The organism is Nocardia rhizosphaerae (assembly GCF_042650365.1).
GTDB lineage: Bacteria > Actinomycetota > Actinomycetes > Mycobacteriales > Mycobacteriaceae > Nocardia > Nocardia rhizosphaerae.
In genome coordinates this window covers 639,700-665,946 of the sequence record NZ_JBHSBA010000003.1, presented here as the reverse complement: position 1 = coordinate 665,946, position 26,247 = coordinate 639,700, and the positions used below count along the sequence as shown (strand labels likewise).

General features: G+C 69.5%; 17 protein-coding genes and 1 pseudogene. 7 read left to right on the top strand and 11 right to left on the bottom strand.

Annotated features, from left to right (window positions below; translation table 11 throughout):
• Nucleotides 1-4 precede the first annotated feature (4 nt).
• The 3 genes from ACFOW8_RS04655 to ACFOW8_RS04645 all read right to left on the bottom strand — a co-directional run bounded on the left by ACFOW8_RS04655 (nt 5) and on the right by ACFOW8_RS04645 (nt 7,632).
• Nucleotides 5-901 (bottom strand): transglutaminase family protein, encoded by an 897-nt coding sequence (locus ACFOW8_RS04655; protein ID WP_378545909.1) that lies wholly within the window; start codon nt 899-901, stop codon nt 5-7.
• Nucleotides 898-3,858, bottom strand: coding sequence for a circularly permuted type 2 ATP-grasp protein (locus tag ACFOW8_RS04650; protein WP_378545906.1), 2,961 nt, complete (start codon nt 3,856-3,858; stop codon nt 898-900). The genes ACFOW8_RS04655 and ACFOW8_RS04650 overlap by 4 nt, the downstream gene beginning before the upstream one ends.
• A 129-nt stretch (nt 3,859-3,987) precedes the next feature.
• Nucleotides 3,988-7,632: a transglutaminase family protein gene (locus ACFOW8_RS04645; RefSeq protein WP_378545903.1), complete on the bottom strand. Its 3,645-nt coding sequence runs from the start codon at nt 7,630-7,632 to the stop codon at nt 3,988-3,990.
• A 107-nt stretch (nt 7,633-7,739) separates the two neighbouring features.
• Here ACFOW8_RS04645 and ACFOW8_RS04640 point away from each other — a divergent pair, with 107 nt between their 5' ends.
• Complete coding sequence (locus ACFOW8_RS04640) at nt 7,740-8,381, top strand: hypothetical protein (protein ID WP_378545901.1); 642 nt, start codon at nt 7,740-7,742, stop codon at nt 8,379-8,381.
• Here ACFOW8_RS04640 and recR read toward each other — a convergent pair.
• Both recR and ACFOW8_RS04630 read right to left on the bottom strand, forming a co-directional pair.
• Nucleotides 8,378-8,986, bottom strand: a complete 609-nt coding sequence (gene recR, locus ACFOW8_RS04635) for a recombination mediator RecR (protein ID WP_378545898.1) — start codon at nt 8,984-8,986, stop codon at nt 8,378-8,380. The genes ACFOW8_RS04640 and recR overlap by 4 nt on opposite strands.
• Entirely contained in the window at nt 8,986-9,303 is a 318-nt protein-coding gene (locus tag ACFOW8_RS04630; protein WP_378548469.1) for a YbaB/EbfC family nucleoid-associated protein, read from the bottom strand. Before ACFOW8_RS04630 ends, recR begins: the two co-directional genes overlap by 1 nt.
• A 251-nt stretch (nt 9,304-9,554) precedes the next feature.
• Here ACFOW8_RS04630 and ACFOW8_RS04625 point away from each other — a divergent pair, with 251 nt between their 5' ends.
• The 3 genes from ACFOW8_RS04625 to ACFOW8_RS04615 are packed head-to-tail and all read left to right on the top strand — an operon-like array spanning nt 9,555 to nt 11,331.
• Entirely contained in the window at nt 9,555-10,109 is a 555-nt protein-coding gene (locus ACFOW8_RS04625; protein WP_378545895.1) for a hypothetical protein, read from the top strand.
• A gap of 44 nt (nt 10,110-10,153) precedes the next feature.
• Nucleotides 10,154-10,984: a MerR family transcriptional regulator gene (locus ACFOW8_RS04620; RefSeq protein ID WP_378545892.1), complete on the top strand. Its 831-nt coding sequence runs from the start codon at nt 10,154-10,156 to the stop codon at nt 10,982-10,984.
• Nucleotides 10,981-11,331 carry a VOC family protein gene (locus ACFOW8_RS04615; RefSeq protein ID WP_378545889.1) on the top strand — a complete coding sequence of 117 codons (351 nt, stop codon included), beginning with the start codon at nt 10,981-10,983 and terminating at the stop codon, nt 11,329-11,331. Before ACFOW8_RS04620 ends, ACFOW8_RS04615 begins: the two co-directional genes overlap by 4 nt.
• Nucleotide 11,332: 1 nt before the next feature.
• Here the strand turns inward: ACFOW8_RS04615 and ACFOW8_RS04610 are convergent, their stop codons facing one another.
• The gene (locus ACFOW8_RS04610) at nt 11,333-11,767 is read right to left on the bottom strand and encodes an SRPBCC family protein (protein WP_378545886.1); all 435 of its coding nucleotides are present in this window, start codon (nt 11,765-11,767) and stop codon (nt 11,333-11,335) included.
• A gap of 139 nt (nt 11,768-11,906) precedes the next feature.
• Between ACFOW8_RS04610 and ACFOW8_RS04605 the strand changes: the two genes are divergently transcribed.
• Together ACFOW8_RS04605 and ACFOW8_RS04600 are read left to right on the top strand one after the other, a co-directional pair.
• The gene (locus tag ACFOW8_RS04605) at nt 11,907-13,337 is read left to right on the top strand and encodes an FAD-binding oxidoreductase (protein ID WP_378548466.1); all 1,431 of its coding nucleotides are present in this window, start codon (nt 11,907-11,909) and stop codon (nt 13,335-13,337) included.
• Nucleotides 13,334-14,650, top strand: coding sequence for a class I SAM-dependent methyltransferase (locus ACFOW8_RS04600; RefSeq protein WP_378545883.1), 1,317 nt, complete (start codon nt 13,334-13,336; stop codon nt 14,648-14,650). Before ACFOW8_RS04605 ends, ACFOW8_RS04600 begins: the two co-directional genes overlap by 4 nt.
• Here ACFOW8_RS04600 and ACFOW8_RS04595 read toward each other — a convergent pair.
• The gene (locus ACFOW8_RS04595) at nt 14,647-18,186 is read right to left on the bottom strand and encodes a protein kinase domain-containing protein (protein WP_378545880.1); all 3,540 of its coding nucleotides are present in this window, start codon (nt 18,184-18,186) and stop codon (nt 14,647-14,649) included. The genes ACFOW8_RS04600 and ACFOW8_RS04595 overlap by 4 nt on opposite strands.
• 152 nt (nt 18,187-18,338) lie before the next feature.
• Nucleotides 18,339-18,503: a hypothetical protein gene (locus ACFOW8_RS04590; protein ID WP_378545877.1), complete on the bottom strand. Its 165-nt coding sequence runs from the start codon at nt 18,501-18,503 to the stop codon at nt 18,339-18,341.
• A 145-nt stretch (nt 18,504-18,648) separates the two neighbouring features.
• Between ACFOW8_RS04590 and ACFOW8_RS04585 the strand changes: the two genes are divergently transcribed.
• On the top strand, nt 18,649-19,389 hold the full coding sequence (locus ACFOW8_RS04585) for a hypothetical protein (RefSeq protein ID WP_378545874.1): 741 nt from the start codon (nt 18,649-18,651) through the stop codon (nt 19,387-19,389).
• A gap of 103 nt (nt 19,390-19,492) precedes the next feature.
• On the opposite strand, the gene ACFOW8_RS04580 is transcribed toward ACFOW8_RS04585, so the two are convergent.
• From ACFOW8_RS04580 to ACFOW8_RS04570, 3 genes and pseudogenes are all read right to left on the bottom strand, one after another.
• Entirely contained in the window at nt 19,493-21,643 is a 2,151-nt protein-coding gene (locus ACFOW8_RS04580) for a 3-hydroxyacyl-CoA dehydrogenase NAD-binding domain-containing protein (RefSeq protein WP_378545871.1), read from the bottom strand.
• A 37-nt stretch (nt 21,644-21,680) separates the two neighbouring features.
• The gene (locus ACFOW8_RS04575) at nt 21,681-22,895 is read right to left on the bottom strand and encodes an acetyl-CoA C-acetyltransferase (RefSeq protein WP_378545868.1); all 1,215 of its coding nucleotides are present in this window, start codon (nt 22,893-22,895) and stop codon (nt 21,681-21,683) included.
• A 1,683-nt stretch (nt 22,896-24,578) separates the two neighbouring features.
• A pseudogene (locus ACFOW8_RS04570) lies at nt 24,579-26,240 on the bottom strand (DNA polymerase III subunit gamma and tau); the annotation flags it as partial.
• Nucleotides 26,241-26,247: the final 7 nt, after the last annotated feature.

Here is a 26,247-nt window from a genome sequence, read left to right as displayed (position 1 = left end):
GGGACTACACCTCCACCGGGGCAACGTCGACCGAGACCGTGATCGTCGACTGTTTGGCGTCGGTGTAGATGATGCCACGCAGCGGCGGAACATCCTGGTAGTCGCGGCCCCACGCCGCGGTCACGTATCGTTCATCGGCGAACTGGTCGTTGGTGGGGTCGAAGGCGATCCAGCCGCCCGCGCGGTCACCCGCGTCGGTGCCCGGCAGCCAGACCGCCGCCCAGGCATGGGTGGCGTCGATGCCGACCATGCGCTCCTTGCCCGGCGGCGGGTCGGTGGCCAGATAGCCGGACACATAGCGGGCGGCCAGGCCGAGCGAACGCAGGCAAGCTGCCCCGATCCGGGCGAAATCCTGACACACACCTTCTCTGGCGGCGAATACGTCGGCCACGCTCGTACTCACCGTGGTCGAACCGGAGCGATACCGGAAGTCGCGGAAGATGCGGCTGTTCAGTTCGGTCACCGCGTCGAGCAGCGGCCTGCCGGGCGGGAAGCTCTCGGCCGCGTACGCGGCGACCTCGGCGGTGATCTCCGGCGGCATCAGGTCGAGGGTGAACTCGACGGCGAGCGGGCCGGTAGCCGTGGTCGGTCGCGCCGACTCCCAGGCGGCGTCGGCGCCCGCGCGCTCCGACGGTGCCGCACCGTCGACGTCGACCAGCGATTCGCCGGTGACCTCGAGGATCCGATGTTCCGCTGTCACATGGAAATACGTGGTCGTATTGCCGTAGACATCGGTGCCGACGGAGCGGTCCGACGGTACCGGATCGATGTGGATGTCGTGTTCGAGCAACCGCTGCCCAGGGAACTCGCGCGGGGTCAGGTACGCGCGGCCGTAGGAACTGGTGACCTCGTCGGAGTAGCTGTAGGTGGTGCGATGGGTGACCCGGTAGCGCCTGCTCATCCGACCATCCTGGTATTACCCCACAGCGGCTGGATACTCACCGGCACCGCGAGCTTCGTCGTCTCGAACGATTCCGACAGCTTGCGCAGCCGCAGATGCACGCCGTCGAGCAGTTCCGCCAGTTCGGTGCGAAGGCCGTCGGCGTCGGTGTGCTCCAGGTCGTCGGGATCGACCCGGCGCAGCATCCGCTGGGCGTCGGCGAGCAGGCGTTGCGAGCGGGACGCGCCGGTGCCACCCGGCAGCGCCTGGAAGTCGGCCTCGAGCCGGTCGAGCTGATAGACCAGCGAGCGTGGGTTGCCCGGATCGAACAGCAGCAGTCCGGCCAGCGCGGCGACATGGGCGGATCCGCGGTGCCTGCGCCGGTAGCTCACCGCCGACTCGGTGGCGGTGAGCACACTTTCGGCGACCACCCGCTCCACCTCCGGCGGGCTCACCTGGGTGAGCGCGGCGTTGAACAGCGCGGTCACCGACAGCCCGCGCTCGATCCGCTTGCCGATGTCCATGACATACCAGCCGGTGTCGCGCACCATCGACTCCGCGCCGATGCCCGATAGCGACAGCAGCGCCGCCAGCGTCACCGAGTGCACCGCGGACAGCGCGTTCTCCTGTTCGCTGTCGGCGCCACGGAATTCGGCCAGCGCGCGATCGACGGCGCCCAGGATCATCCAGGTGTCACCGGAGAGCTGATCGCGCACCGCCCTGGCCGCCGAGCCGTAGTGGTCGACCGCGTGCGACAGCGATCCGGGCAGGTGCCGGTCACCGGTCAGCGCGGCCAGGTACTGGAAGCCCTCGGCCGAAGCGCCGGCGACCGCCGAGGACCGCGCCTCCCGTTTCCCACGCTGGACCGCTTTGCCCCGTGGCTGTGGGAGTTCGTCCAGATCCGGCGGCTCCACGTCCCCTGGCTCGCGACCGCCCGCGCTCCCGGTGGTGCGCAGGGCACGCGCCAACGCGCTGGTTCCCGCCCGCTCCCAGCCGCGCCCCGCCTCGTCCGAGACACCTGCCGCCGAACCACTCGGCGCAGCCGCACCCGGCTCGCCGCTGCCACCGAACCCCGATGCAGCCGAGGCTGTTCCGTGATCCGGGTCGGCCGAGACAGCTTCGGATACACCGATCCCGTTGGGCAGTACCGATTCCGGGGCATTGGTGCCGGTGGTCACCGAGAGCGCGCGCATGAGGATCGGCAGCGCCTCGGCACCGTCGAGCCAGGGGCGGTAGCGGTAGTCCTGGTAGACGTCGTGGGTGGCGGCGAGCAGACGGACCACCGACTCGGCCCGCTCGCTGTAGCGGCCCATCCAGAACAAGTCGTTGAGGACGCGCGGTGAGCTGATCGCCTCGACCACCGGGACCGCCCGGCGCAAGCGCTCCTCGTGCGGCGTCTCGCTGGCGGCGGCGGGCGCGGTGGCCGGGGCGGCCCGCACCCACACATCCTTCGCGGCCACCTTGATGACGCTGCGGGTCGGCTCCAACCGCATCCGCTGCTGACCGAGCCCGCCCGACATGGCCGTGTAGCCGCCGCGCCGGGCCAGCGAGAACAACCGCATCCCCACCGGTGCCGGTGCCAGCCCCGACTCCCCCTCGACGGCGGGCGCGACCGAGAACTCGGCGGGCTCGAGCCCGATCCACTTCCACTGCTCCGCCTCGATCCTGGCGGCCAGGTCGGTCCGTTCGGCCGCCGACAGGCTCGGCCCGAAGATCGTCGACCCGTCCACGGTGGAGCGGATCACCAGATCGCCGACATGGGCGCGCAGATGGGAGCGTTCGGCATCGTCACCGCCCCAGTACGCGGGCGTGCCGTCGAGCAGCAGATCGGTACCGAGTACCGAGCGCGCGATCCGGGGCAGGAAGGCGCTCAGCGCCGGCGATTCCAGCAGTCCGCTGCCGAGCGTGTTGACCACAGTCACCGCGCCACGGCGCAACACCTCGACCAGCCCGACCACCCCGAGCCGCGAATCAGGGCGCAGGTCGAGCGGGTCGGAGAACTCCGCGTCGACCCGGCGCAGCACCACATCGACCCGTTCCAGACTGCCGAGCGAGCGCATCCACAGCGCGCCGTCGCGCACAACGAGGTCGGCGCTCTCGACCAGCGGGAAACCGAGCATCTGCGCGAGATAGGCCTGATCGAACGCGGTTTCGGAATAGGCCCCTGGGCTGAGCACGACGACCACCGGCTCCTCGCCGTCGGCGAGTTCGGGTGCGGCCTCCTCCAGCATCAGCCGCATCGCCCTGGCGAACGGGGTGAGCGGGCGCGGCCCCGCGTGCTCGAAGGCCTCGGGGATCGCGGCGGCGACCACCCGGCGATCGGCAAGCGCGTACCCGGCGCCCGACGGCGCCTGCGCCCAGTCGGCGAGCACCCGGAACCGCCCGTCGCTCCAGCGGCTGATGTCGCAGGCGTGCAGGAACAGCTGGTGGGTGCCGGGAATGGTGATGCCGTGCGCCGCCCGCACGTACCCGGTGTTGCCGAACACGATCTCCGGCGGCAGCAGCCCGGAGCTCAGCAGGCGGCGCGGACCGTACACATCGGTGAGCACCTCGTCGAGTACCAGCGAGCGCTGCACAAGTCCGGTTTCCAGCCGGGTCCAGTCGTCGGCGGAGACCAGCAGCGGAATCGGGTCGAGCCGCCACGGCGCCGCTGTCGCGGTGTCGTCGGCACCGACCTCGGTGTAGGTGACGCCGTCGTCCTCGATCTGCCTGCGCACCCGCAGGTCGATCCGGCCGAGGCCGCCGACCCCGTGATCCACGAAATCGGTCGACAACTCCGACCACATCGACCGCACCCGGCCCCTGCTGTCGACCAGCTCGTCGTAGTAGCCGTGGGTGGGCCTGCCGCACTCGTCGAACCGGGCGCCCGCCTTGCTCTCGGCCCGGTACCGCGCGAACTGCTCAGCGAGCAGGCTCGCCGGAGCGCCGACCCGTTCGGATCGTCGGCCGCTGTGTCCCCGCCGGTCAGGCACCGTCACTCGCTCCTTCGTCGGGGTACGCCGAGCCGCCGGACCGACACGTCGCCGGGGTGCGGCCTGCCCCGGCGGGGGCGTGCGCGACTCGGGCTCGAACGTGCCGGCTCAGGTCCGCCTCGGTCGTACGGTCTCCTACCTCTTGTCTACCCAGTTCCACACCGTGCGAGCGCGGCGTAGATCCAGGATGCCCGGTGCGCCGGTGTCGGTCGACTGTGCGGCGATCTTCGCACGGAGTTCGGCGGGGTCGATCGGATTCACCGTATGTCCCGCTGCCTCGAACCGGCGATTGCGCCGCGATTGCGCCGCGACCGCGTTGACGGGCGCGTCGTCGTAGGCGCGGCCACCGGGGTGCACCACGTGGTATGTGCAGCCGCCTTTGGACAGGCCGGTCGCCGGGTCGACCAGGTCGAACACCAGCGGCGCGTCGACGGTGATCGATGGGTGCAGCGAGTTCGGCGGCTGCCAGGCGCGATACCGCACCCCGGCCACCTGCACATCGGTCTTGTCGGTGGCGAGCAGCGGCACCGGCATGCCGTTGCAGGTGAGCACATACCGGTCGCGGTCGGCGCCGACCAGGCGCACCTGCAACCGCTCCACCGAGGAGTCCACATAGCGCGCGGTGCCCTGCCCGGTGGTCTGCTCGCCCAGGGTCAGCCACGGTTCGATCGCGCCACGCAGTTCCAGCTCCACGTCCCCGATCATCGCCGTGCCGATGCGCGGGAAGCGGAACTCGGTGAACGGGTCGAGCCAGCTGGTATCGAAGTCGATGCCGTGTGCGCGCAGGTCCGCGGCGACCTCGGCGATATCGCGCATCAGGAAGTGCGGAAGCAGATAGCGCCCGTGCAGGTTGGCGCCGTGGCGCAGCAGTGGCGCGCGATAGGGCCGGTCCCAGAACATCGCGACCAGTCCACGCACCAGCAGCGACTGCACCATCGCCATCTGGAAGTGCGGCGGCATCTCGAAGCCGCGCAGTTCCAGCAGACCGAGCCTGCCCCGCGCGGAATCGGGGCTGTAGAGCTTGTCGATGCAGAACTCCGCGCGATGGGTGTTGCCGGTGAGGTCGGTGAGTAGATGCCGCAGCGCCCGATCGATATGCCATGGGGCCGACTGGATCTCCACCGGTGTCCCGGCACCGGCGCGCTGCTCCGCGGTGAGCCGGGCGATCTCGGCGAAGGCGATCTCCAGCTCGTAGACGGCGCCCTCGCGGCCCTCGTCGGCGCGCGGCGCCTGCGAGGTAGGGCCGACGAAACGTCCGGCGAACAGATACGACAACGCCGGATGACGCTGCCAGTAGGTGAGCATCGAGACCAGTAGATCGGGTCGCCGCAGCAGCGGCGAACGGGCCGGGCTCACCCCGCCCAGCGTGATGTGGTTGCCGCCGCCGGTACCTCCGTGCGTGCCGTCCACATCGAACGATTCGGTGCTCAGCCGCGCCAGCCTCGCCTGCTCGTACAGCGTGCTCAGCACCTCGGACTGTTCGGCGAACGAGCTGGTCGGCATGATGTTGACCTCGATCACGCCGGGGTCCGGTGTCACCGAGAAGGTCTGTAGCCGTGCGTCGTTCGGTGGTGCGTAGCCCTCGAGCACCACCGGCTGGTCGAGCGTGACCGCGGCCGCCTCCACCTTGCCGATCAGGTCGAGGAAGTCGTCGAGTTCGCTCACCGGCGGGAGGAAGACATGCAACCGGCCCGCCCGCACCTCGGCGACGAGCGCGGTGGTCGGAGTGAACTCCGCCGGTTCGAGTACGGCGGGCGGTTCCTCGCGTGGCAGCCGCAGCGGGCCCTGGAACAGCGGATCGGCGTCGGGCAGCACCGGCGGCGTGCGCCACGACACCGAGTTCAGCGGCAGCCGCAGACCCGCGGGCGAATCGCCGTCGGCCAGCACGATCCGGCCAGGTCCCGCGGCGTCGCCACCCCGACGCAGGCGCCAGTCGGCGCTGGCCCAGCCCGCGCCGTCGGCCCGGCGATGGATCGGCAGCACGTACGCGGTCGGCGCGCTCACCGACTCGTCCAACCGGGCGAGCAGGGCACGGCGGGCGGCCGGGGAGTCGTCCTCGGGATCGAGATCGTCGGGCGGGGTGCCCGTCGGCGCGCTCACCGTCGCGGTGAGGCGGGCCAGCGGGTCTTCGTAGGCCGGGCGAACCTGGGTCTGCGGAAGTCCGAAGGCCGTTGCGATATGGGCGATCAGCGCACGGGATGCGTCCGGGTCCGCGGCGGGTCGGGGCAGCACCCCGGCGGTCGCGTTCAGCGGTTGGGTCTCGGCCGGGCGGGAACCTGTCGCCGCGTCCGGCACCGGAGGACGGTCCGCATCCGCCACGTGCTCGCTCCGCCCGGCCGCCACCTCCGGCGCATCACGCAGGGGCAGGGCCGCGGCGCTCTGCGGTCCCGTCGCCGCGGGCGGTGGGTCTTCGGCGTCCGTGGCCTCGGTCGCGACGCCGGGCTCGGGTGAGCCCGCGGGCCGTGTCTCGGCCCCGGTCGGCCGCACCGGGGCCGAAACGACCGGTGTCCACGGGTCGGCGAGCAGATCCTGCCGACGCCACACCGGCTCACCGTCGGCCCGCCAGGCGATGGCGATCTCCCAGCGCGGCAACGGTTCACCCGGATACCACTTGCCCTGCCGGTACTGCACCAGGCCGGTCGGCGCGTAGATGGCGCGCAGGCGATCGGCGAGGTCGACGGCGCGCTCGCGCTTGTGTGGGCCGTCGGCGTCGGTGGTCCACTGGGCGCTCATCTGGTCGTCGATGGAGACGAAGGTCGGTTCACCGCCCATGGTCAGGCCGACGTCGGCCCCGGCCATTCGTTTGTCGATGGCGGCGCCGGAGGCGGTGATCCGCGCCCACTGGGTGTCGGTGTAGGGCAGGGTGACGCGCGGGTCCTCGTGTACCCGGCGTACCACATTGCTGAATTCGAGGGTGGCTTCGGTGATCCCGGTCGCGCCGGTGATCGGGGCGGCCGCACCGGGGTGTGGGGTCGCGGCGAGCGGGATATGCCCTTCGCCGGCGAACAGTCCCGAGGTGGGGTCCATGCCGATCCAGCCTGCGCCGGGCACGTACACCTCGGTCCAGGCGTGCAGATCGGTGAAATCGGCGCTCGGCCCCGACGGTCCGTCCAGCGCGGGCACGTCCGAGGTGAGCTGCACCAGATACCCGGAGACGAACCGCGCGGCCAGCCCGAGTTCGCGCAGGATGCCGACGAGCAGCCAGGCCGAATCGCGGCAGGACCCGAGCTTGGTCCGCAGCGTGTGGTCCGGCGTCTGCACGCCCGGTTCCATGCGCACCGTGTAGTCCACCGCGCCGCGCAGCGCGTAGTTGAGTTCGACCAGGTAGTCGATGGTGCGGATCCGCCCGTGTGGCGCGTGCACCCGCGCCCAGTCCCGCAGGAGGTCGCCGGGTCCGGAACCCGGCTCGCCCTCGTCGACCGGCCGCAGGTACGGCTCCAGATCGGTGGCCAGCTCCGCGGGGTAGGTGAACGGGAAGTACTCGGCGTAGTCCTCGACGAAGAAGTCGAAGGGGTTCACCACCTCGAGGTCGGCGATCAACCCGACGGTGATCGACAACTCCCTGGTCGGCTCCGGGAACACCAGGCGCGCAACGAAGTTGCCGAACGCGTCCTGCTGCCAGTTCACGAAGTGATCCGCGGGCGACACCTGTAGCGAGTAGGCCTCGATCGGGGTCCGCGAATGCGGTGCCGGCCGCAGCCGCACCTCGTGCGGATGCACCTCGACGAGCCGGTCGAAGGAATACGTGGTCCGGTGTTCGAGCGACACCTTGATGCCCATGCCTCAAGTTGACCACAACCCACCGGCACCGGGTGCGCTGATGAAACGGGCGTTTCCCGACGGGCATCAGGTCGAAACCCGCAGGCAACACACCGTAGGCTGGACGAGTGAGCTACGACCACATCCTCCTGCCGTCCGGTGTCGCCACCTCCGCCGACGAGGTCGACGCGTACCTGACAACCCAGGAGGGTCGGCCCGAGTCCGCCGAGATCGCCGAGATCGCGGCCGCGCTCAACGCCCGCAACGGCGAACTGCCGGTGGACGACTCGTTCCTCAGTGTCGAAGCCGTCGGCGGCGCGAACGGGACCACCCTCTATGTCCCCTCGCCCTACGACGCGATCGGCTTCGTCCGCAACCTGCTCTTCGACCTCGCCACCCCGCGCGGCTACGCCGTCTACGATCCGCAGCTCACCTGGCTGGTCGACCCGCAGGGACACGTCCCGATCGCCGTCACCCACGGCGGCGCGGGCGAATTCCCTTATCTCACCGAGACATTGGCACACAGCTGGGTGGCCGGACTCGCCGCGCCGAACCCGTATCTGATCGTCGAACGCGGCGATCAGCGCTATATCCAGACCTACCGCGACCCCGACGGCGGATACACCCTCGAATACCGTGACGGCTCCGCCGACAAGCATTTCGGGACCACCATCGACGACCCGGCACAGGTCGCCAGGATCATCTGGGACTGGACGACCGAGCAGCCCGACGCGGGCGCCGAGGTCAGCTGGACCAGGGTGGAGTTCTAGAGCGCCCGCCTACCCGAGAGCGCGCGGCCGAGGGTCAGCTCGTCGGCGAACTCCAGGTCGCCGCCCATCGGCAGGCCGGAGGCCAGCCTGGTCACGGAGAGCCCGGGGAAATCGCGCAGCATGCGCACCAGATAGGTGGCCGTGGCCTCGCCCTCTGTGTTCGGGTCGGTCGCGATGATCACCTCGCTCACGTCCACACCGTCGTCCTGGTTGCCGATGCGGGCGAGCAGCTCCCTGATCCGCAGCTGATCCGGCCCGACGCCGCTGAGCGGATCGAGCGCACCGCCGAGTACGTGGTAGCGACCACGGAACTCGCGGGTGCGCTCGATCGCCTGCACGTCCTTGGGTTCCTCGACCACGCAGATCATGGTGCGGTCGCGGCGCGGGTCGGCACAGATCCGGCACAGCTCGCCGTCGGCCACCGTGCCGCACGAGACGCAGAACTGCACGCCGTCGCGCACCTTCTGCAGGGCGGCCTGTAGCCGGTCGATCTCCGGCGGCTCCACCTGTAGCAGGTGGAAGGCGATGCGCTGTGCGCTCTTCGGACCGACGCCGGGCAGCTTGCCCAGCTCGTCGATCAGATCCTGAACCGGCCCCTCATACATCAGAAATCAGGCAGACCGGGCATCGAACCGCCGCCGAGGCCCTGCGAGAGCGGGCCGAGACGCTCGGCGGCCAGCTGCTGCGCGTTCGCCATGGCGTCGTTGATCGCGCCGATCACCAGGTCCTGCAACCCGTCGACATCGGACGGGTCGACAACCTTCGGGTCGATCGTCAGCGACTGGACCTCGCCGCTCACCTTGATGGTGGCCTGGACCAGACCGCCACCGGCCTGCCCCTGCACTTCGGACTCGGCGAGCTCGGCCTGGGCCTGCATCACCTGTTGCTGCATCTGCTGCGCCTGAGCCAGCAGGGCCTGCATATCGAACTGACCGCCATCGGGTTGCACCAGCACGTCCTCTCAGAAGTTGCGTCCGCGTCAAGCGTAGTCCTCACGCGCCGCCGGGATACTGCCATACCCTGGCCCGCGATCTCGCATACCGACCGTGTCGTTACCCGTGATCGACGGGGTAACAGGTTGATTGCCGTCCGCGCAGACCCAGTGGTCCCGCTCGCGGCGTGCCTAGGATCGAACACGGTCGGGAAGGAGCTCACCCAAGCAAGGGAGACCCTATGCGTACCCTCCGTTCCGCGTTCGTCACCGGCGCGGTGACCAGCGTTGTCCTGCTCGTACTCGCCCCGGCCACCACCGCGGCGCCGATCGCCGACTACGGCGGCGGCTGCGTGGTCGACCAGGGCAACCCCGCCACGACACTGGATTCGCTGCGCTTTCGCTGCAGCGTCTCCCAGCAGGACCAGATCTACCGCGACGCGCAGGCGGGCGCCGTACCGACCGGGGTGACCAACGGCTGGGTGACCCGCCCGCCGCAGTTCGCCGCGACCGCGCAGGCGCTGTGGATCGGCAAGGTGTTCCGCACCGGCCCGGACGGCGGCACCCTCACCAACCGGGTCACCGGTGCAGGCATCGAGGCATTCCCCGCCGACGTGTACCGAGCGGCCTCGATCCTCGACGGCGCCGCCACCTGGGCCCTGAACTACGCGCCGTCACCGACACCGCAGGTCTACGACGAGATCCGCGAGATCGCCCCCGGCGTCTGGTTCGGCTACTCCTGGTGGCGCGAGGGCGACTGGCCCCTGATCGCCGCCTTCGTCCTCGCCCCGGCCTGAGCGACTCTTGACCCTCCGCGCACTGGAGGGTGTTGACTGACCGTATGACAGCCACCGTGGCGATCGGCGAGTTCGCCCGCCTCACGCATCTGAGCGTCAAAACGCTGCGCTACTACCACGAGATCGAGCTACTGGAACCGGTCGCGGTAATCGCCGAGACCGGTTACCGCCGCTATTCGGTCGACCAGGTCGAGCAGGCGCATCTCATCCGCCGACTGCGCGGTCTCGACATGCCGCTGCCCAGCATTCGCGCGGTGCTCGCCGCCCCGGATCCGGCCGCCCGCGACGCGACACTGCGCGACCACCTCGCCGCCATGGAGGCCGAACTGGCGCGCACGCGCGACGTGGTCACCTCGTTGCGGGCGCTGCTCACCGTTCCGGTGCCGATGCTGCGCGTGGAATACCGGATCGAACCCTCGTGCACCGCGCTCACCCGCACCGACCGGGTAGCACGTGAGGCCATCGGCGCATGGTGCGACCTCGCCTTCGGTCAGCTCTTCGAGGTCGTGGCCGCCGCAGGCGTGACCCAGGGCGGCATCGCGGGCGCGACCTACTCGACCGAATTCTTCACCGACGACGCCGGTGAGGTGACGGCGTACCTCCCACTGCCCGCAGGCACCCCGCTCGACCCGCCACCTCACCTCGAACTCACCGAGATGCCTGCCCGCCGCTATGCCGTCGCCGTGCACACCGGTGCGTTCGACGACTTCGACCGCACCTACGGCGCGCTCGGCAGCCACGTCGCCGAACACGCCGCCGCCCTGCCCGACGAGCCGATCCGTGAGCGTTACCTCGTCGGACCGCAGCACACCGACAACCCGGCCGAATATCGCACCGAAGTGTGCTGGCCCATCACCGAAGGAGAAATCCGATGACCCTCGCCATCGCCAATGTCGTCATCGATTGCCACGACGCGGCCGCGCTCGCAGGGTTCTACGGCGCCCTGCTCGACCTGCCGGTCGAACCGGAGGCCTCACCGTTCTTCGCCGAGGTCGGCCGGTCGACCGGCATGTCGCCGGTGCTGATGTTCATCCAGGTGCCCGACAAGACACCGGGCAAGAACGCCGTGCACCTGGACTTCCACTCGACCCGCTGGTCCGGCTATCTGGAGCGAGCGATCGCCCTCGGCGGCAAGCACATCAGCGACTTCGACGAGTACGGAGTGCAGTGGGTGACCCTTGCCGATCCCGAAGGCAATCTGTTCGACATCGGCAAGTACTGACTCAGGCCAGTTCGCGCTGCAGGTTGCCGAGCACCTCGGCCTGGATCTTCTTCAGGCCCAGCGGGGCGAAGATGCCCTCGAAGATGCCGGCGACGCCGCCTGCGCCCTGCCAAGTGGTACGCAGGGTGACCTGCGCGCCCGCGCCGTCGGGGGTGACGGTCCAGGTGTTGACCATCGAGGAGTTCGCGTCCCGCTCGGTGAGGATCGAGTCCGACACGGTCACCTCGGCGCGCACATTGCGCGAGCGCTTCTCGGTGGCCTGCAGGGTCCACTCCACCACCGTGCCCGCGCCCTTACCGCCCTCGACGACCTTGTAGTCGCGGTAGTGCGCGGAAAGGATGCGCGGACGGATCGTCTCGTAGTCCCCGATCGCCTCGAGCGCGCGCTGCGGATCCGCGGCGACGACGATCGAACTGCTTGCGCTGACCTGTCCCACTGTTGACTCCTTGTCACCGGGTGCGAAATCGACCGGCTTACATCCTGCCCTGTCCGCCATCGAGTCGCCCGATCAGGTGGACACGTCGCCATATCCGGTGGCCGGACAGGCACGGGCGTACTAGCGTCGAAGTGTGGCACTGAGTCTTTTGGGTAGGGCTGGTCACGAACCGGCCGCACGCGAGTCCGGATATGCCGCGCACCGAGCGGGTGTGGAGCGATTGCTTGCCAGCTATCGCGCCATTCCACCCGGCGCCGTCGTCCGATTGGCGAAGAAGACCTCGAACTTGTTCCGGGCCAGGGCGGCGACCACCGCGCCCGGACTCGACGTGTCCGGGCTCGGGCAGGTGATCGCCGTCGACCCGGAGGCCCGCACCGCCGACGTGGCGGGCATGACCACCTACGAAGACCTGGTCGCGGCCACGCTCCCCTACGGCCTCGCGCCGCTGGTCGTGCCCCAGCTGAAGACCATCACCCTCGGCGGCGCGGTGACCGGTCTCGGCATCGAGTCGACGTCGTTCCGCAACGGCCTGCCCCACGAGTCGGTGCTGGAGATGGACGTCCTCACCGGGGCTGGCGAGATCGTCACCGTGCGTCCCGACGGCGCGAACGCGGATCTGTTCCGTGGCTTCCCCAACTCCTACGGCACGCTCGGCTACACCGTCCGGCTGAAGATCGAGCTCGAACCCGTCAAGCCCTATGTCGCGCTGCGGCACGTGCGCTTCCACGAGCTGCGCGAGCTGGAAGCCGAGCTGGACCGCATCGTCACCGAACGCAGCTACCTCGGCGAACAGGTCGATTATCTCGACGGCGTCGTATTCAGCGCCACCGAGAGCTACCTGACCCTCGGCAGGCAGACCGACGAACCGGGCCCGGTCAGCGACTACACCGGCATGGACATCTACTACCGCTCGATCCAGCATCCCGAAGGGGTGAAACCCGACCGGCTGACCATCCACGACTACCTGTGGCGCTGGGACACCGACTGGTTCTGGTGTTCGCGCGCCTTCGGCACCCAGAACCCCCGGATCCGCCGCTTCTGGCCGAGAGCCTATCGGCGCAGCAGTTTCTACTGGAAGCTGGTCGCGCTCGACCGCAAGTACCACATCGGTGATCGGCTGGAGGCCCGCAAGGGCAGGCCACCGCAGGAACGCGTGGTCCAGGACATCGAGGTGCCGGTCGACCGCACCGCCGACTTCGTCGAATGGTTCCTGCGGGAGATCCCGATCGAGCCGATCTGGCTGTGCCCGTTGCGGTTGCGCGAGACCGGCGTCGCGGGCGAACGTCCGTGGCCGCTGTATCCGCTGGAACCGGACCGGACCTACGTCAATGTCGGGTTCTGGTCCGCGGTCCCGACCGTCGCCGGTCAGCCGGAGGGCAAGGCCAACCGTGCGATCGAGCGGGCGGTTTCCGAGCTCGACGGCCACAAATCGCTGTACTCCGATTCGTTCTACGACGAAGCCGAGTTCGCCGCGCTCTACGGCGGCGACACCTACACCGAACTGAAGAAACGTTACGACCCGGACCAACGACTGCTGAATCTGTATTCGAAGGCGGTGCAACGCAAGTGACGACATTCAAGGACCGATCCGAATTACTGGCCGAGCTGGGCACCCGGCTCACCATTGCCGAGGTGTTCGAGACCCTCATCGACGGCCCGGTCCCGATCCGCCTGCGGGCGTATGACGGCAGCGCGACCGGACCGGAGGACTCGCCCTACACCCTCGACATCAAGAACCCGCGCGGCATCAACTATCTGGCGTCGGCACCCGGCGACCTCGGCATGGCCCGCGCGTACATCGCCGGTGACATGACCGCGGAGGGCGTCCACCCCGGCGATCCGTACGACATCTTGAAGGCCATGCAGGCCATGAAGTTCCACCGTCCATCGGCGCTGTCGCTGGTGACCATCGCGCGCTCGCTCGGCTGGGAACGGCTCAAGCCGATCGCCCCGCCGCCGCAGGAGACGCTGCCGCGCTGGCGCCGGATCGCACTGGAGGGCCTGCGCCACTCCAAGACTCGCGATGCCGAGGCGATCCACCATCACTACGACGTCTCCAACACGTTCTACGAGTACGTCCTCGGCCCGTCGATGACCTACACCTGCGCGGTCTACGGCGAGCCGGACTGGACGCTGGAGCAGGCACAGGAGAACAAGTACCGGCTCATCTTCGAGAAGCTGCGGCTGAAAGAAGGCGACCGGCTGCTCGATATCGGCTGCGGCTGGGGCGGCATGGTCCGCTACGCCGCCCGGCGCGGGGTGCGGGTGATCGGCGCGACGCTATCCGCCGAGCAGGCCGCGTGGGCACAGCAGAAGATCGCCGAGGACGGACTCGGTGAGCTTGCCGAGGTCAGACACTGCGATTACCGCGATATCGCCGAGGGCGATTTCGACGCGCTGTCCTCGATCGGGCTCACCGAGCACATCGGGGTGCACAACTACCCGTTCTACTTCGGCTTCATCAAGGACAAACTGCGCGACGGCGGCCTGTTCCTGAATCACTGCATCACCAGGCCGGACAACACCCGCACCACCAAGGCGGGCGATTTCATCGACCGCTACGTCTTCCCCGACGGCGAGCTGATCGGCTCAGGGCGCATCATCTCCGAGATCCAGAACATCGGGCTCGAGGTCCTGCACGAGGAGAACCTGCGCGAGCACTACGCGCTGACCCTGCACGAATGGTGCAAGAACCTGGTCGAGAACTGGGACGCCTGCGTCGACGAAGTCGGCGAGGGCACCGCCAAGGTGTGGGGTCTGTACATGGCGGGTTGCCGGCTCGGCTTCCAGCGCAATGTGGTGCAGCTGCACCACGTGCTCGGGGTGAAGCTGGGTTCCGACAGCGCCTGGCAGGTCCCGCTGCGCCCGTGGTGGGAGCCCTAGCCGAGCAGGTCGTCGAGGAAGTGGCCAGGTACCTCGGCCAGGATCGGATGTTGCTGTCCGTCGTGGGATTGGGTGCGCAGGACGTGCAGCAACCCCACCACGCCGGGGCCCGCGTCGAGTAGCGGTCTGGTCCAGCCGAGGTCGGCGCAGGTGCGCAAGACCGGAAGGACCAGACCGGTGGCCTCGCCGATCCAGCCCGCCGCGGCCAGGCATTCGGCGAGCAGCAGGGTGGCGTCCAGTTCCGCGCGTGGGCGCTGCTGGTCGAGCAGGCGGGAGTAGAGCGCCCTGGCGTGCCTGGCCGCGCGGTCGTCGGCGCGCAGCCGCTGCTTGCCGAGCAACGCCCTGATCTCGGCGAACTCCCGTGCCTCCGCGATCAGCACCGCGGCGCCGGACTTGCGGCGCTTGCCGTTGCCGGACAATTCGGCGAACCGGTCGGCGCCGTCGCCATCGGCGAGACCGAGCCGGGACCGTTCGGCGCGGACATGCGCGTCGAGCCGGGCCAGCCCGTGCTCACCCGCCACCCGCGCGCCCTCGTCAAGGCGCGCCGCCGCGGTGTACTGGTCGCCGAGCGCGGCCTTCACCCGCGCGCCGATCACGAAGGTCGCGACCAGGAAATCGACCGGGCCGACCCGGGTGAGCAGTTCGTGGCTCTCGTCGAGCAGCCGGTCGGCGAGGGTGAGATCACCCCGGCGGTAGGCGAGCTCACCGAGCAGGGCCGCCGCCACCCTCGCCGCGTCCGAGCGCGGGCCCGCTCTGGTCCGTGCCGTCTCGTAGGCCAGCTCGAAACACTCGGTGGCCGTGGCGATATCGAGCTGCTCGTAGGCGGCGTCGCCGCGGGCGCAGAGCCCGAAGACCGGGCCGAGCGGATCCTTGGACCGCACGTGATAGTCGACGGCCCAGTCCTGCATCGTGGTCACACCGTCGAAGTCGAAATCGCAGAGCCGCACGAAAGAGACCAGGTTGGCCGCCGTCGACACGACCCATGCGGGCAGCTCGTCGGGCGATTCGAGGCACGGCGTCAACCGTTCGACCACCTCGGCGGTGTCGTCGTGCGCCACCCGGTCGGCGGCATCGAGCACGATGGCCGCACAGCGCTCTTCGGCCAGATCCGGTTCACCACCACCGCGTGCGAGCAGATTCGACAGCCGGCCGAGCGCCATTCGCGCGGTCCCGGTCTGCTGCAGGTTCATATTCGCCCGCGCCACCGCCATCAGCAGCTTCGACCGCGAGGTCACCTGCTGCACCGGCAGTTTCGACACGCTCCCGAGCAGGGTGGCAAGGCGCGAACCGTCGATGAGGTCCATGCCGCCGCTCTCGAGCAGGTCGGCGGCGAGCTTGAGATCGGTGGCGGCCAGCGCGTGATCGACCGACTTGCGCAGCAGCTGATGCTCGGCGAACCAGCGTGCGGCCTTGCGGTGCAGCACCTTCGAGCGGCCGGGATACACCCGCTCCAGCCGGGCCCGCAGGTGCTCGGCGAACAGCGGCTGCATCCGATACCACTCGGGATCGTGCTCGATCCGGTGCAGGAACAGTTCGCGTTGCTCGGCCTGCTCGAGCAACGCGGCACCGTCGGGAACCTCGGCGAGGACCGCGGCCAGCGAGCCGTTCACCCGCTCGACCACCGAGATGGCCATCAGGAACTCGAGCAGGTCCCCGTCGATGCTGTCGAGCACGTTCTCGGCGAGGTACTCCCGCATCCCGTGTCCGCCCTCGGCGAGCTGACCGAGCAGCGCGGCCGGATCGGCCTTGCCGCGCAGCGTCAGACTCACCAGCTGAATCGCCGCCGGCCAGCCCTCGGTGGCGGTATGGATCTGTTCGACCTGTTCGTCGGTGAGTGCGAAACCATTGCGCTCCACCAGGATCTGCCTGGTCTCGGCCTCGGTGAGGCGCAGCTCCGCCGCACCGAGTTCCACCAGCTCGTCACGCACCCGCATCCTGCTGATCGGTAAACCGGACTGATCGCGGCTGGTCACCACGAAGCGCACATGGTGGCATCCGTTGTCGAGCAGCGCGGCCATGGCGCGGTGCACACCGGGATCGCGCACCCGATGCCAGTCGTCCACGATCACCGCCACGCTGCGGTCGCTGGCGTGGATCTCATCGATCAGGGTGGCGATCACGAAGGCGGCGGCGTCGGCGGGACGCTCCTCCAGCACCTGCTCGAGGCCTGCGCCCACCTCGGGCCGGACCCGGCGGATGGCCTGGATCAGATGCGCGAGGAACCAGGTCTCGCTGTCGTCGTCCTGGTCGATGCCGAGCCAGGCGACCGCGATCCCGCGCGCTACCAGGTCTGCCCGCCACTGGGCGGCGACGGTGCTCTTGCCGAAGCCCGCCGGTGCGTGGATCAGCGCGAGCCTGCGATGGCCACCGGCGCGCAGCACGTCGAGCAGGCGCTGGCGGGGGAACGGCTCGCGGGCGGGGGTCGGCGGGCGGAACTTGGTGGCCGCGGTGGGCGGCAGGGTGCAGCTGCCTCGCGCTACGGAGGCGGTGTCGGTGGCTGGTCGCAGGGTCAGCGGCCAGCTGCGACGTGCGGTGACGGCCTTCAGCGTTTCCGGCGTGTCGGCGGGCTCGTCGTCCTCGGCGGCGAGCAGGGCCATCTCGTCGGGCATCTGCCCATGCGCGCGCTGGACCGCGCGCAGCAGCTCACCGAACGCGTACGCCGAAGCGGGGCGGTCGGCCGGATCGGGCGCCATTGCCTGCTCGATCACCGCGGCCACGTCGTCGGGAATGTCCTGGGAGCGCAGGTCGGGCACGGCCTGGGTGGTGATCCGCAGGAACTGCGCGACCACCTTCTCCCCCGCCTGCCGTTCGAACGCGGCATGGCCGGTCAGCAGGGCGAACAGGGTCGCGCCGAGCCCATAGATATCGGACTGCACGGTCGGTTCATGCCCTTTGAGCACCTCCGGCGCCGTGAACGCGGGCGAACCGGTGATCAGGCTGCTCGAGGTCTGGAAGCCGCCGGGGATGCGGGCGATCCCGAAGTCGGTGAGCTGCGGTTCGCCATAGCCGCTGAGCAGCACATTGGCAGGCTTCACATCGCGGTGCAGGATGCCGGCGCGATGCGCCGATTCGATCGCCGCCGCCAGCTTCACCCCGGCGCGCAGGGTATCGGACCAGGTCAGCGGGCCACGATCGTGGATGAGCCGTTCCAGCGAGCCGCGCGAACAGTACGGCATCACGATCAGCGGCAGACCCGTCGCGGTGACGTCGACCTGCAGGATATCGACGATATTCGGGTGGCCGGAGAGCCTGCCCATCGCCTGCTCCTCGCGCAGGAACCGCTCGCGGCTCTCCTGATCGATCTCCGAGGACAGCACCTTCACCGCGACCACCCGGTCCAGCGCGGGCTGCAGGCACCGGTACACCACACCGAACCCGCCGCGTCCGATCTCCCTGGCCTCGGTGAGGCCCATCGCCTCGAGCTCGGCGACCACTGTCGCATCGATCTCGCCTGGCGCCTTCGCACGCTGAGTCCGCGTCCCTACCGGCGACGACTCGGACGGCCCGCGGTGCAGACGGGTCTGTTCCGGATCCATGTGACCACCCCTCGAACTCGAATCGGCGTCACCGGCATGGCAGTCGGTATACGGACCCCCGAACAATCCGTACATACCCAAGCTAGCGCGATATGACTTCCATCGGGTGGAGATTCGGTGCTGTGGCGGCCACAGTCGGCGGTATGTGCCGGTCAGCGCAGCGCGAGTGCGATCACCTGGGTGCGCTGCGGGCCCGAATCCGCGCGCATCCGTTCGTTTTCCGGGATCGGCCACTCGGCGACGAAACTCCCGTCGGGCCCGGTGACCCGCACCGACGGGTCGGCGAACACTGGCTCGGGACCACGCCTGTCGCGCACTTTTCGCCGACTCCGTGCGAATAGCGACCATGAACCGGATTCGTGTCCGCGCAGCGCGGCCTCGGGGGTACGCGCCAGCGCCGAACCCAGTAGGGTCGATGGCACAACTCGGGGGAAGGGGCCCCGGGCCGATGAGGGGGCTGGAATGACATATCCACCGGGCGGCCAGATGCCGTGGGGGCAGCCGATCCAGCACACGCCGCCGCAGCCGCAGGAGATTCCGCCGCTCGGTCCGCCACCGAAGTCCAACGCGGGCTGGATCGTTGTCGCGGTGGTTCTGGTCGTCGGCCTGCTCGGCGGTGCGGGCCTGCTGGTCCTCGGCACTCGCGATGCCGTCCCCGGTACGGCCGTCGCGGCATCGGGCTTGGTCCCCGCCACCACCACCGAGCGCACCGCCCCGACCACCACCACCGCGAAGAAACCGGTGTCCGCGGGTGCGAAGCTCAGCTACACCGAGTACGAAGGCCCGTGGGACTTCAAGCTCGGCGATGTCGAACTGCACGCTGACTGGGTCGAAGGCCGCGACAACGACAGCTGCGCCCCGATCGAACGCGACGGCGCTCTCACCGCGGCGGGCTGCCAGTACGCCGCCGAACTTGTCCACTCCGCCGAATCAGGCGGCCTGCGGCTGACCCAGTTCATCCTGGCCATGCCCGACGCCGCCGCCGCGAAATCCGCGGCCGCCGACTTCGACCAGAAGTCGCTCAAACCCCGCGCCGGTACCACCATCGACGACTTCGCCACCGGCAAGTTCAAGACCGGCTCCCAGGACCAATTCGTCGTCATCACCCTCGCCACCGCGACCTCCGCCGTCGACGAGGCCACCGTCACCAAGTACCTCGGCTACCGCCACAGCGATATCCTCGGGGCCCTGCTCTTCCGCTGACCCCGCCCCCACCGGATCGGGCGGAGACGACGACAGCCCCGGCTCGCCGGAGCGAGACGGGGCTGTCGGTGCGGTTCAGCGCGCCGGACGCGCTGTCAGCGACTTACTTGCGCAGGGAGGCGGGGACCTCGAAGCGCGGGCCGAACTTCGCGGCCAGCTCGTCGGCGCGGGCCACGAAGGCCTCCTGGCCACCGGGGTAGCCGACGACGAACTGGTGGGTGCCGCCCGACCACGCCGGGAAGCCGATGCCGAAGATCGAGCCGATGTTCGCGTCGGCGGTGCTGGTGAGCACGCCTTCGTCGAAGCACTTCTGGGTCTCGATCGCCTCGGCGAACATCATCCGGTCCTTGAGGTCCTGGAAGGTCACGCCCTCCGGGAGCTCACGCTGCGAGTTGTAGAGCGAGCGCAGCTCGTCCCACAGGCCGGTGGCCTTGCCGTCGACGTAGTCGTAGAAGCCGGCGCCGCCCGCCTTGCCCTTGCGGTCGTACTTGCCGACCAGGGTGTCGAGCACCTCGGCGGTCTTCGCGGACGCGGCGTTGAGCTCGCCACCGGCCGCGAGGATGGCCTCGGCGGTCTCCTTGTAGATCTTCTGCATGGTGGTGAAGTTCAGCTCGTCGCTGAGCTTCAGCGGCGCGGCCGGGTAGCCCGCCTGCAGACCCGCCTGCTCGACCGTGGCCGGGTCGACACCCTCGGCGACCATGGAGATGGCCTCGTTGATGAAGGTACCGATCACGCGCGAGGTGTAGAAGCCACGGCTGTCGTTGACGACGATCGGGGTCTTCTTGATGGCGAGGGTGTAGTCGTACACCCGCGCCAGCGCTTCGTCGGAGGTCTTCTCGCCCTTGATGATCTCCACCAGCGGCATCTTGTCCACGGGGGAGAAGAAGTGGATGCCGATGAAGTCTTCGGAGCGCTTCACACCGTCGGCCAGCAGGGTGATCGGCAGGGTGGAGGTGTTCGAGCCGAGCAGCGCGTCGGCGTCGACGATGTCCTCGATCTCCTGGAAGACCTTGTTCTTCAGGTCGGGGTTCTCGAAGACGGCCTCGATCACGAAGTCGACGCCCTTGAAGTCGGCGGCGTCCGCGGTCGGGGTGATGCGAGCCAGCAGCGCGTCGGACTTCTCCTGGGTGGTCTTGCCACGGGAGAGGGCCTTCTTCTCGATGGCCTCCGAGTACGCCTTGCCCTTCTCGGCGTTGGCGAGCTCGACGTCCTTGAGGACGACCTCGTAGCCTGCCTTGGCCGAGACGTAGGCGATACCGGCGCCCATCATGCCCGCGCCGACGACGCCGATCTTCTTGATCTCACGCTTGGGCACGTCCTTGGGACGCGAGCCGCCACCGTTGATGTGGTTGAGGTCGAAGAAGAACGCCTGGATCATGTTCTTCGCGACCGGGCCGGTCAGCAGGCTGGTGAAGTACCGGCCCTCGATGGTCAGCGCGTTGTCGATGTCGACCTGCGCGCCCTCGACCGCCGCGGCCATGATGGCGCGCGGGGCGGGCATGTTGGTGCCCTTGATCTGCTTGCGCAGGTTGGCCGGGAACGCGGGCAGGTTCGCCGCGAAGGCCGGGGTGGACGGGGTGCCGCCGGGGATCTTGTAGCCCTTCTTGTCCCACGGCTGGGCCGCCTCGGGGTTGGCCGCGATCCACGCCTTGGCGGCGGGCAGCAGCTCCTCGACCGAGGAGACGACCTCGTCGACAAGGCCGATTTCCTTGGCCTTGGTGACGCGGTGCCGCTGGCCCTGCAGCAGCACCTGCATCAGCGCGTTCTGCAGGCCGAGCATGCGCACGGTGCGGGTCACGCCGCCGCCACCGGGCAGCAGGCCGAGCGAGACCTCGGGCAGGCCGATGGCCGAACCCTTGACGTCGGCCGCGACGCGGTAGTGGGTTGCCAGCGCGATCTCCAGGCCACCGCCGAGGGCAGCGCCGTTGATGGCGGCCACGACCGGCTTGCCGAGCTGCTCGAGGCGGCGCAGCGGGGCCTTCACGCGGGTGACCATGTCCATGACCTCGGCCGCGTTGTCCGGGCCGACCTTCATCATGTTCTTCAGGTCGCCGCCGGCGAAGAAGGTCTTCTTGCCGGAGGTGAGCACGACACCGGTGATGTCGTCCTTCTCCGCCTCCAGGCGATCGACGGTCGCGGCCATCGAGTCCAGGTAGGCGTCGTTCATGGTGTTGGCGCCCTGGCTGGGGTCGTCGATGGTGAGGACGACCACGCCGTCGGCGTCCTTCTCCCAGCCGATGATGTTGTCAGTCATAGTTTTTCGTTCTCTCCTGTGAGAAGTGTGGCCGGGATCAGACGCGCTCGATGATGGTGGCGACACCCATGCCGCCGCCGATGCACAGGGTGACCAGGCCGTAGCGCGCGTTGCGGCGCTCCAGCTCGTCGACCACGGTGCCGGTGATCATCGCGCCGGTGGCACCGAGCGGGTGGCCCATGGCGATCGCGCCACCGTTGACGTTCAGCTTCTCGTCCGGGACGTTCATGTCCTTCTGGAACTTCAGCACCACGGAGGCGAACGCCTCGTTGATCTCGACGAGGTCCATGTCGTCGATGGTCAGGCCCGCCTTGGCCAGGGCCTTCTTCGCGGCCGGGGTGGGGCCGGTCAGCATGATGGTGGAGTCCGCACCCGAGGTGGCGGTGGCGACGACGCGGGCCTTCGGGGTCAGACCCGAGTTCTTGCCCGCTTCCTCGGAACCGATCAGCACCAGGGCGGCGCCGTCGACGATGCCCGAGCTGTTACCGCCGTGGTGGACGTGGTTGATCTTCTCGATGTAGGTGTACTTCTGCAGCGCGACGGCGTCGAAGCCACCCATCTCGCCGATGCCGGCGAAGGAGGGGTTCAGCTTGCCCAGGTCGGCGGCGGTGGTGCCGGGGCGCATGTGCTCGTCGTTGTCGAGCACGACGAGGCCGTTCTGGTCCTTGACCGGGACGATCGACTTGGCGAAGTAGCCGCCGGTGGTGGCCTTGGCGGCCAGCTCCTGCGAGCGCACCGCGTAGGCGTCGACGTCATCGCGGGAGAAGCCCTCGATGGTGGCGATCAGGTCGGCCGAGATGCCCTGCGGCACGAAGTAGCCGTCGTAGTTGGTGGCCGGGTCGAGTGCCCAGGCGCCGCCGTCGGAGCCCATCGGCACGCGCGACATGGACTCGACGCCACCGGCGATGACGAGGTCGTCGAAGCCGGAGCGAACCTTCTGCGCGGCCAGGTTCACGGCCTCGAGGCCGGAGGCACAGAAACGGTTGAGCTGGAAGCCACCGACGGTGTCGGGCAGACCCGCGGTGGTGACAGCGACACGGGCGATATCCATGCCCTGGTCGCCGACGGGGGTAACGACGCCGAGGATCACGTCCGAGATCTGGTCCTCGTCGAGGTTGGGGAAGCGGCCACGCAGCTCCTGGATCAGACCAACAGTCAGATCGATCGGCTTGACCGAGTGCAGCGAGCCGTTCTTCTTGCCGCGGCCGCGCGGAGTGCGGATGGCCTCGTAGATGTAGGCCTCTGTGGTCATATCGGAGTGTTTCCTTCCTTGGGGTGCGGTGGCCGCACGAACGCCACGACCGATCGTCTTCGACGCCGTACAAATCCGGCTGGCACCAGCGGAGCACAGAGCCATGCTCCTCCGGGTCAACCGGCCACCAGTTCATACTACCGTGGTGTGCGAACTCCGGTTAACTTAACGTTGTCGAGCCGGTGGCTGTCAACCATCCAGACTCTTCGCTCCGAGCTCTTCGCGCAGCAACGCCAGAGCGACCTCGTCGGGGTCCTGCCGGTCGCCGGGAGCCACCGGCTCGGCGGCGGCGGCCAGCATCTCCTGCTCCTCTTCCGGCGTCGGCGGCGCGAGCACCGCGTCCCCGCGCTGGGATTGCCCACCCGACCGGCCCGGATCGGGCCCGTACCCCTCATCGGGACCAGGGTCGTCGGGGAGGTCGGGGAAATCGGGCGGCGGGATGTCGTCGGCGGCGACCGGCTTGGCCTGCCCCGCGGGGCGACCCTGATTTCCCTTCGCCTGACTCGGCCGCGAGAACTTGGGCCGACCGGTCGGCTTGTTCTCCCCCTGCGCCGTGCCACGCGCCGGATTTCCCGCCGCCTTCGCCGCCGGAGCGGGCCGCAGGGCAGGCGCGCCCGTCTCCCAGCGCACATCCAGCTCCCGCCCGAGCACCGACCGCACCGCCGACCGCACCGCATCGATATTGCGCGGATCCGACAACCGCTGCGCCAACGGCGGACTCTGATGCGCGAAGACGATCGTCGCCCCCTCCGCTCGCGACACCGCGGCCCCCGACAGCAGCGCCTGCAGGGTAGGCCCGAACTCCCTGACCTTCCCCTTGATCTCGGCCCACGCCCCCTCCACGAGCGCGACCAGGTCTTCCGCAGGAGCGGCCGCAACAGTGGGCGACACGTCCGCCGACCCGGCCTGGGCAGCCGCCGACGGAGCCGGTGCCGCATCAGGCGATCCCGGCACGGCACCCGAAGTCTGCGCGGCAACCGACTCGGCCTGCGAACCAGCAGGCGAGCCCGCCACCGCACCCGACCCAGCCTGCGCACGATCCGGCGAAGTCTGCGCGCCGTCCGGGGAGGTCTGCGCGCCATCCGGCGAAGTCGATGCGCGGCCCGACGAAGTCTGCGCGGCAACCGGCGCGACCTGCGCAGCAGCAGGCGAGCCCTGCACCACACTCTGCGCACCAACTGACGCACCCTGCGCGCCAACCGACGGGGTCTGCGCGCGATCAGACGAGGCCAGCGCGCCATCCTCGGAGGCCGCCGCACCATCCGGGGAGGACTGCGCGGGAGTCGGCGCGGCCTGCGCGGCGTGCGGCGCTTCGGCTTGTGCGCCCACTCGCTGGACAGCGGCATCGGCACCAGGCCCGCTGACAGCTCCGGGGGATGCTTGTCTCCCGGCCGGTTCGGCATCGCCCCGCTGCCCGACATCCGGTTGGGTCGCGCCGGACAGCCGCGACGCGGCATCGCCGACGGCCTGCCGACCGGAATCATGTTCAGGCGTGGATTGTTCCGCGGCGGCCGGATACCCGCCGCCATCGACGCCCTCCGACGAGCGCCGTTCCTGCTGCGGGATGCCATGACCGACCGACCCGCCCTGCGGCACACCCGCCGCGTCGGCCGGGTATCCGCCGGTCGATGGGGCACCCTGCGCGAACTCAGGAACAGCAACACCCGCCCCGGCCGATTCGGACCCACCACTCGCGGCGAGGTCCGAATCCGCAGGCGCACGCCCCTGTACAGCGGAATCCGATGCCTCGCCGAGCGCGTCACCAGCGGCGACGTTCGAGTCCGCAGGCGCGGTCCCGTGCGACTGGGCAGACCCAACCCCTGCGCCGGGCACACCACCCACCACGACGTTCGAGTCTGCAGGCGCGGTCCCGCGCGACTCGGCGGACCCAGCACCTCCGCCGGGCACACCACCCGCGGTGAGGTTCGATCCCGTGTGCCCACCGGTCGCGGTGGGGACGGCGGTGGCATCGGGTGGTGGCGGGGCGGTGGTTCCCGCGGACGGGCGGTCTCCGGCGGGAGGGGCGGTGCGGGCCGGTCCTCCTGCGGCAGCTTCTTTTTCGGCACGGGCGGCAGCGAGTAGTTCGGCGCCGCGGCGGCGGTTGCCGGTACCCGTCTGTGGGGCAGCGGGGCGATCGGCGGGGGCCGCGGGTGGGGCGTCGCTCGGGGCCGGACGCGCGGGCGCCGCACCGCCGGCCAGTCCGCGCTCCAGGCGTTCGAGGCGCTGGAGGGTGGCCGATTCGGCATCGGAGACCGAGGGCAGCAGCATGCGAGCGCAGACGACCTCGAGCAGCAGGCGGGGGGCGGTGGCACCGCGCATCTCGCCGAGGCCCTCGTGCAGGAGCTCGGCGTAGCGGGTGAGGGTGGCCGGGCCGATGCGCTCGGCCTGCTCGCACATCCGGTCGATGACATCGCCGGGGCCGGAGACCAGGCCACGTTCGGCGGCATCGGGAACAGCCCTGAGCAGGATCAGGTCGCGCAGGCGCTCGAGCAGGTCGACAGCGAAACGGCGCGGATCGTGGCCCGCTTCCATCACCCGGTCGATCGTGCCGAACAGGTCGGCGCCGTTGTCGGTGGCCAGCGCGTCGATGGCGTCGTCGATCAGTGCCACATCGGTGACGCCGAGCAACGCGACCGCGCGCGGATAGGTGACGCCGTCGGCGCCCGCGCCGGCGAGCAACTGGTCGAGCACGCTCAGGCTGTCGCGCGGCGAACCACCACCGGCCCGGATGACCAGCGGATACACCGACTCCTCCACCGGCACATGCTCCTGCTCGCAGATCTTGCCGAGCAGGCCGCGCATGGTGGCCGGTGGCAGCAGCCGGAACGGGTAGTGGTGGGTGCGCGAGCGGATCGTCGGCAGCACCTTGTCGGGCTCGGTGGTGGCGAAGATGAAGATCAGGTGGGCCGGCGGCTCCTCGACGATCTTGAGCAGCGCGTTGAAGCCCGCCGTGGTGACCATATGCGCCTCGTCGACGATGAACACCCGGTAGCGCGACTCGGCGGGCGCGTAGAAGGCGCGATCCCGCAGCTCACGAGTGTCGTCGACACCACCGTGACTGGCCGCGTCGAGCTCGATGACGTCGAGATTGCCCGCGCCGCCGGGACCGAGCGCCACGCACGAGGGGCAGACACCGCACGGGGTGGAGGTGGGGCCGTCCACGCAGTTGAGTGAGCGCGCGAGAATGCGCGCCGACGAGGTCTTTCCGCATCCACGCGGACCGGAGAACAGATACGCATGGCTGATCCGCCCGGTATCCAGCGCGGTACTCAGCGGGTCGGTGACATGCTCCTGACCCACTACCTCAGCGAACGTCGCCGGTCGATACTTCCGGTACAGAGCCACGGCCCAC

What these genes read in the sequence shown, in the direction of transcription:
- ACFOW8_RS04655 (WP_378545909.1), bottom strand. Translation starts at nt 901, where the DNA reads ATGAGCAGGCGCTACCGGGTCACCCATCGCACCACCTACAGCTACTCC.
- ACFOW8_RS04645 (WP_378545903.1), bottom strand. Translation starts at nt 7,632, where the DNA reads ATGGGCATCAAGGTGTCGCTCGAACACCGGACCACGTATTCCTTCGAC.
- recR (WP_378545898.1), bottom strand. Translation starts at nt 8,986, where the DNA reads ATGTATGAGGGGCCGGTTCAGGATCTGATCGACGAGCTGGGCAAGCTG.
- ACFOW8_RS04630 (WP_378548469.1), bottom strand. Translation starts at nt 9,303, where the DNA reads ATGCAGGCCCTGCTGGCTCAGGCGCAGCAGATGCAGCAACAGGTGATG.
- ACFOW8_RS04625 (WP_378545895.1), top strand. Translation starts at nt 9,555, where the DNA reads ATGCGTACCCTCCGTTCCGCGTTCGTCACCGGCGCGGTGACCAGCGTT.
- ACFOW8_RS04620 (WP_378545892.1), top strand. Translation starts at nt 10,154, where the DNA reads ATGACAGCCACCGTGGCGATCGGCGAGTTCGCCCGCCTCACGCATCTG.
- ACFOW8_RS04615 (WP_378545889.1), top strand. Translation starts at nt 10,981, where the DNA reads ATGACCCTCGCCATCGCCAATGTCGTCATCGATTGCCACGACGCGGCC.
- ACFOW8_RS04595 (WP_378545880.1), bottom strand. Translation starts at nt 18,186, where the DNA reads ATGGATCCGGAACAGACCCGTCTGCACCGCGGGCCGTCCGAGTCGTCG.
- ACFOW8_RS04585 (WP_378545874.1), top strand. Translation starts at nt 18,649, where the DNA reads ATGACATATCCACCGGGCGGCCAGATGCCGTGGGGGCAGCCGATCCAG.
- ACFOW8_RS04580 (WP_378545871.1), bottom strand. Translation starts at nt 21,643, where the DNA reads ATGACTGACAACATCATCGGCTGGGAGAAGGACGCCGACGGCGTGGTC.
- ACFOW8_RS04575 (WP_378545868.1), bottom strand. Translation starts at nt 22,895, where the DNA reads ATGACCACAGAGGCCTACATCTACGAGGCCATCCGCACTCCGCGCGGC.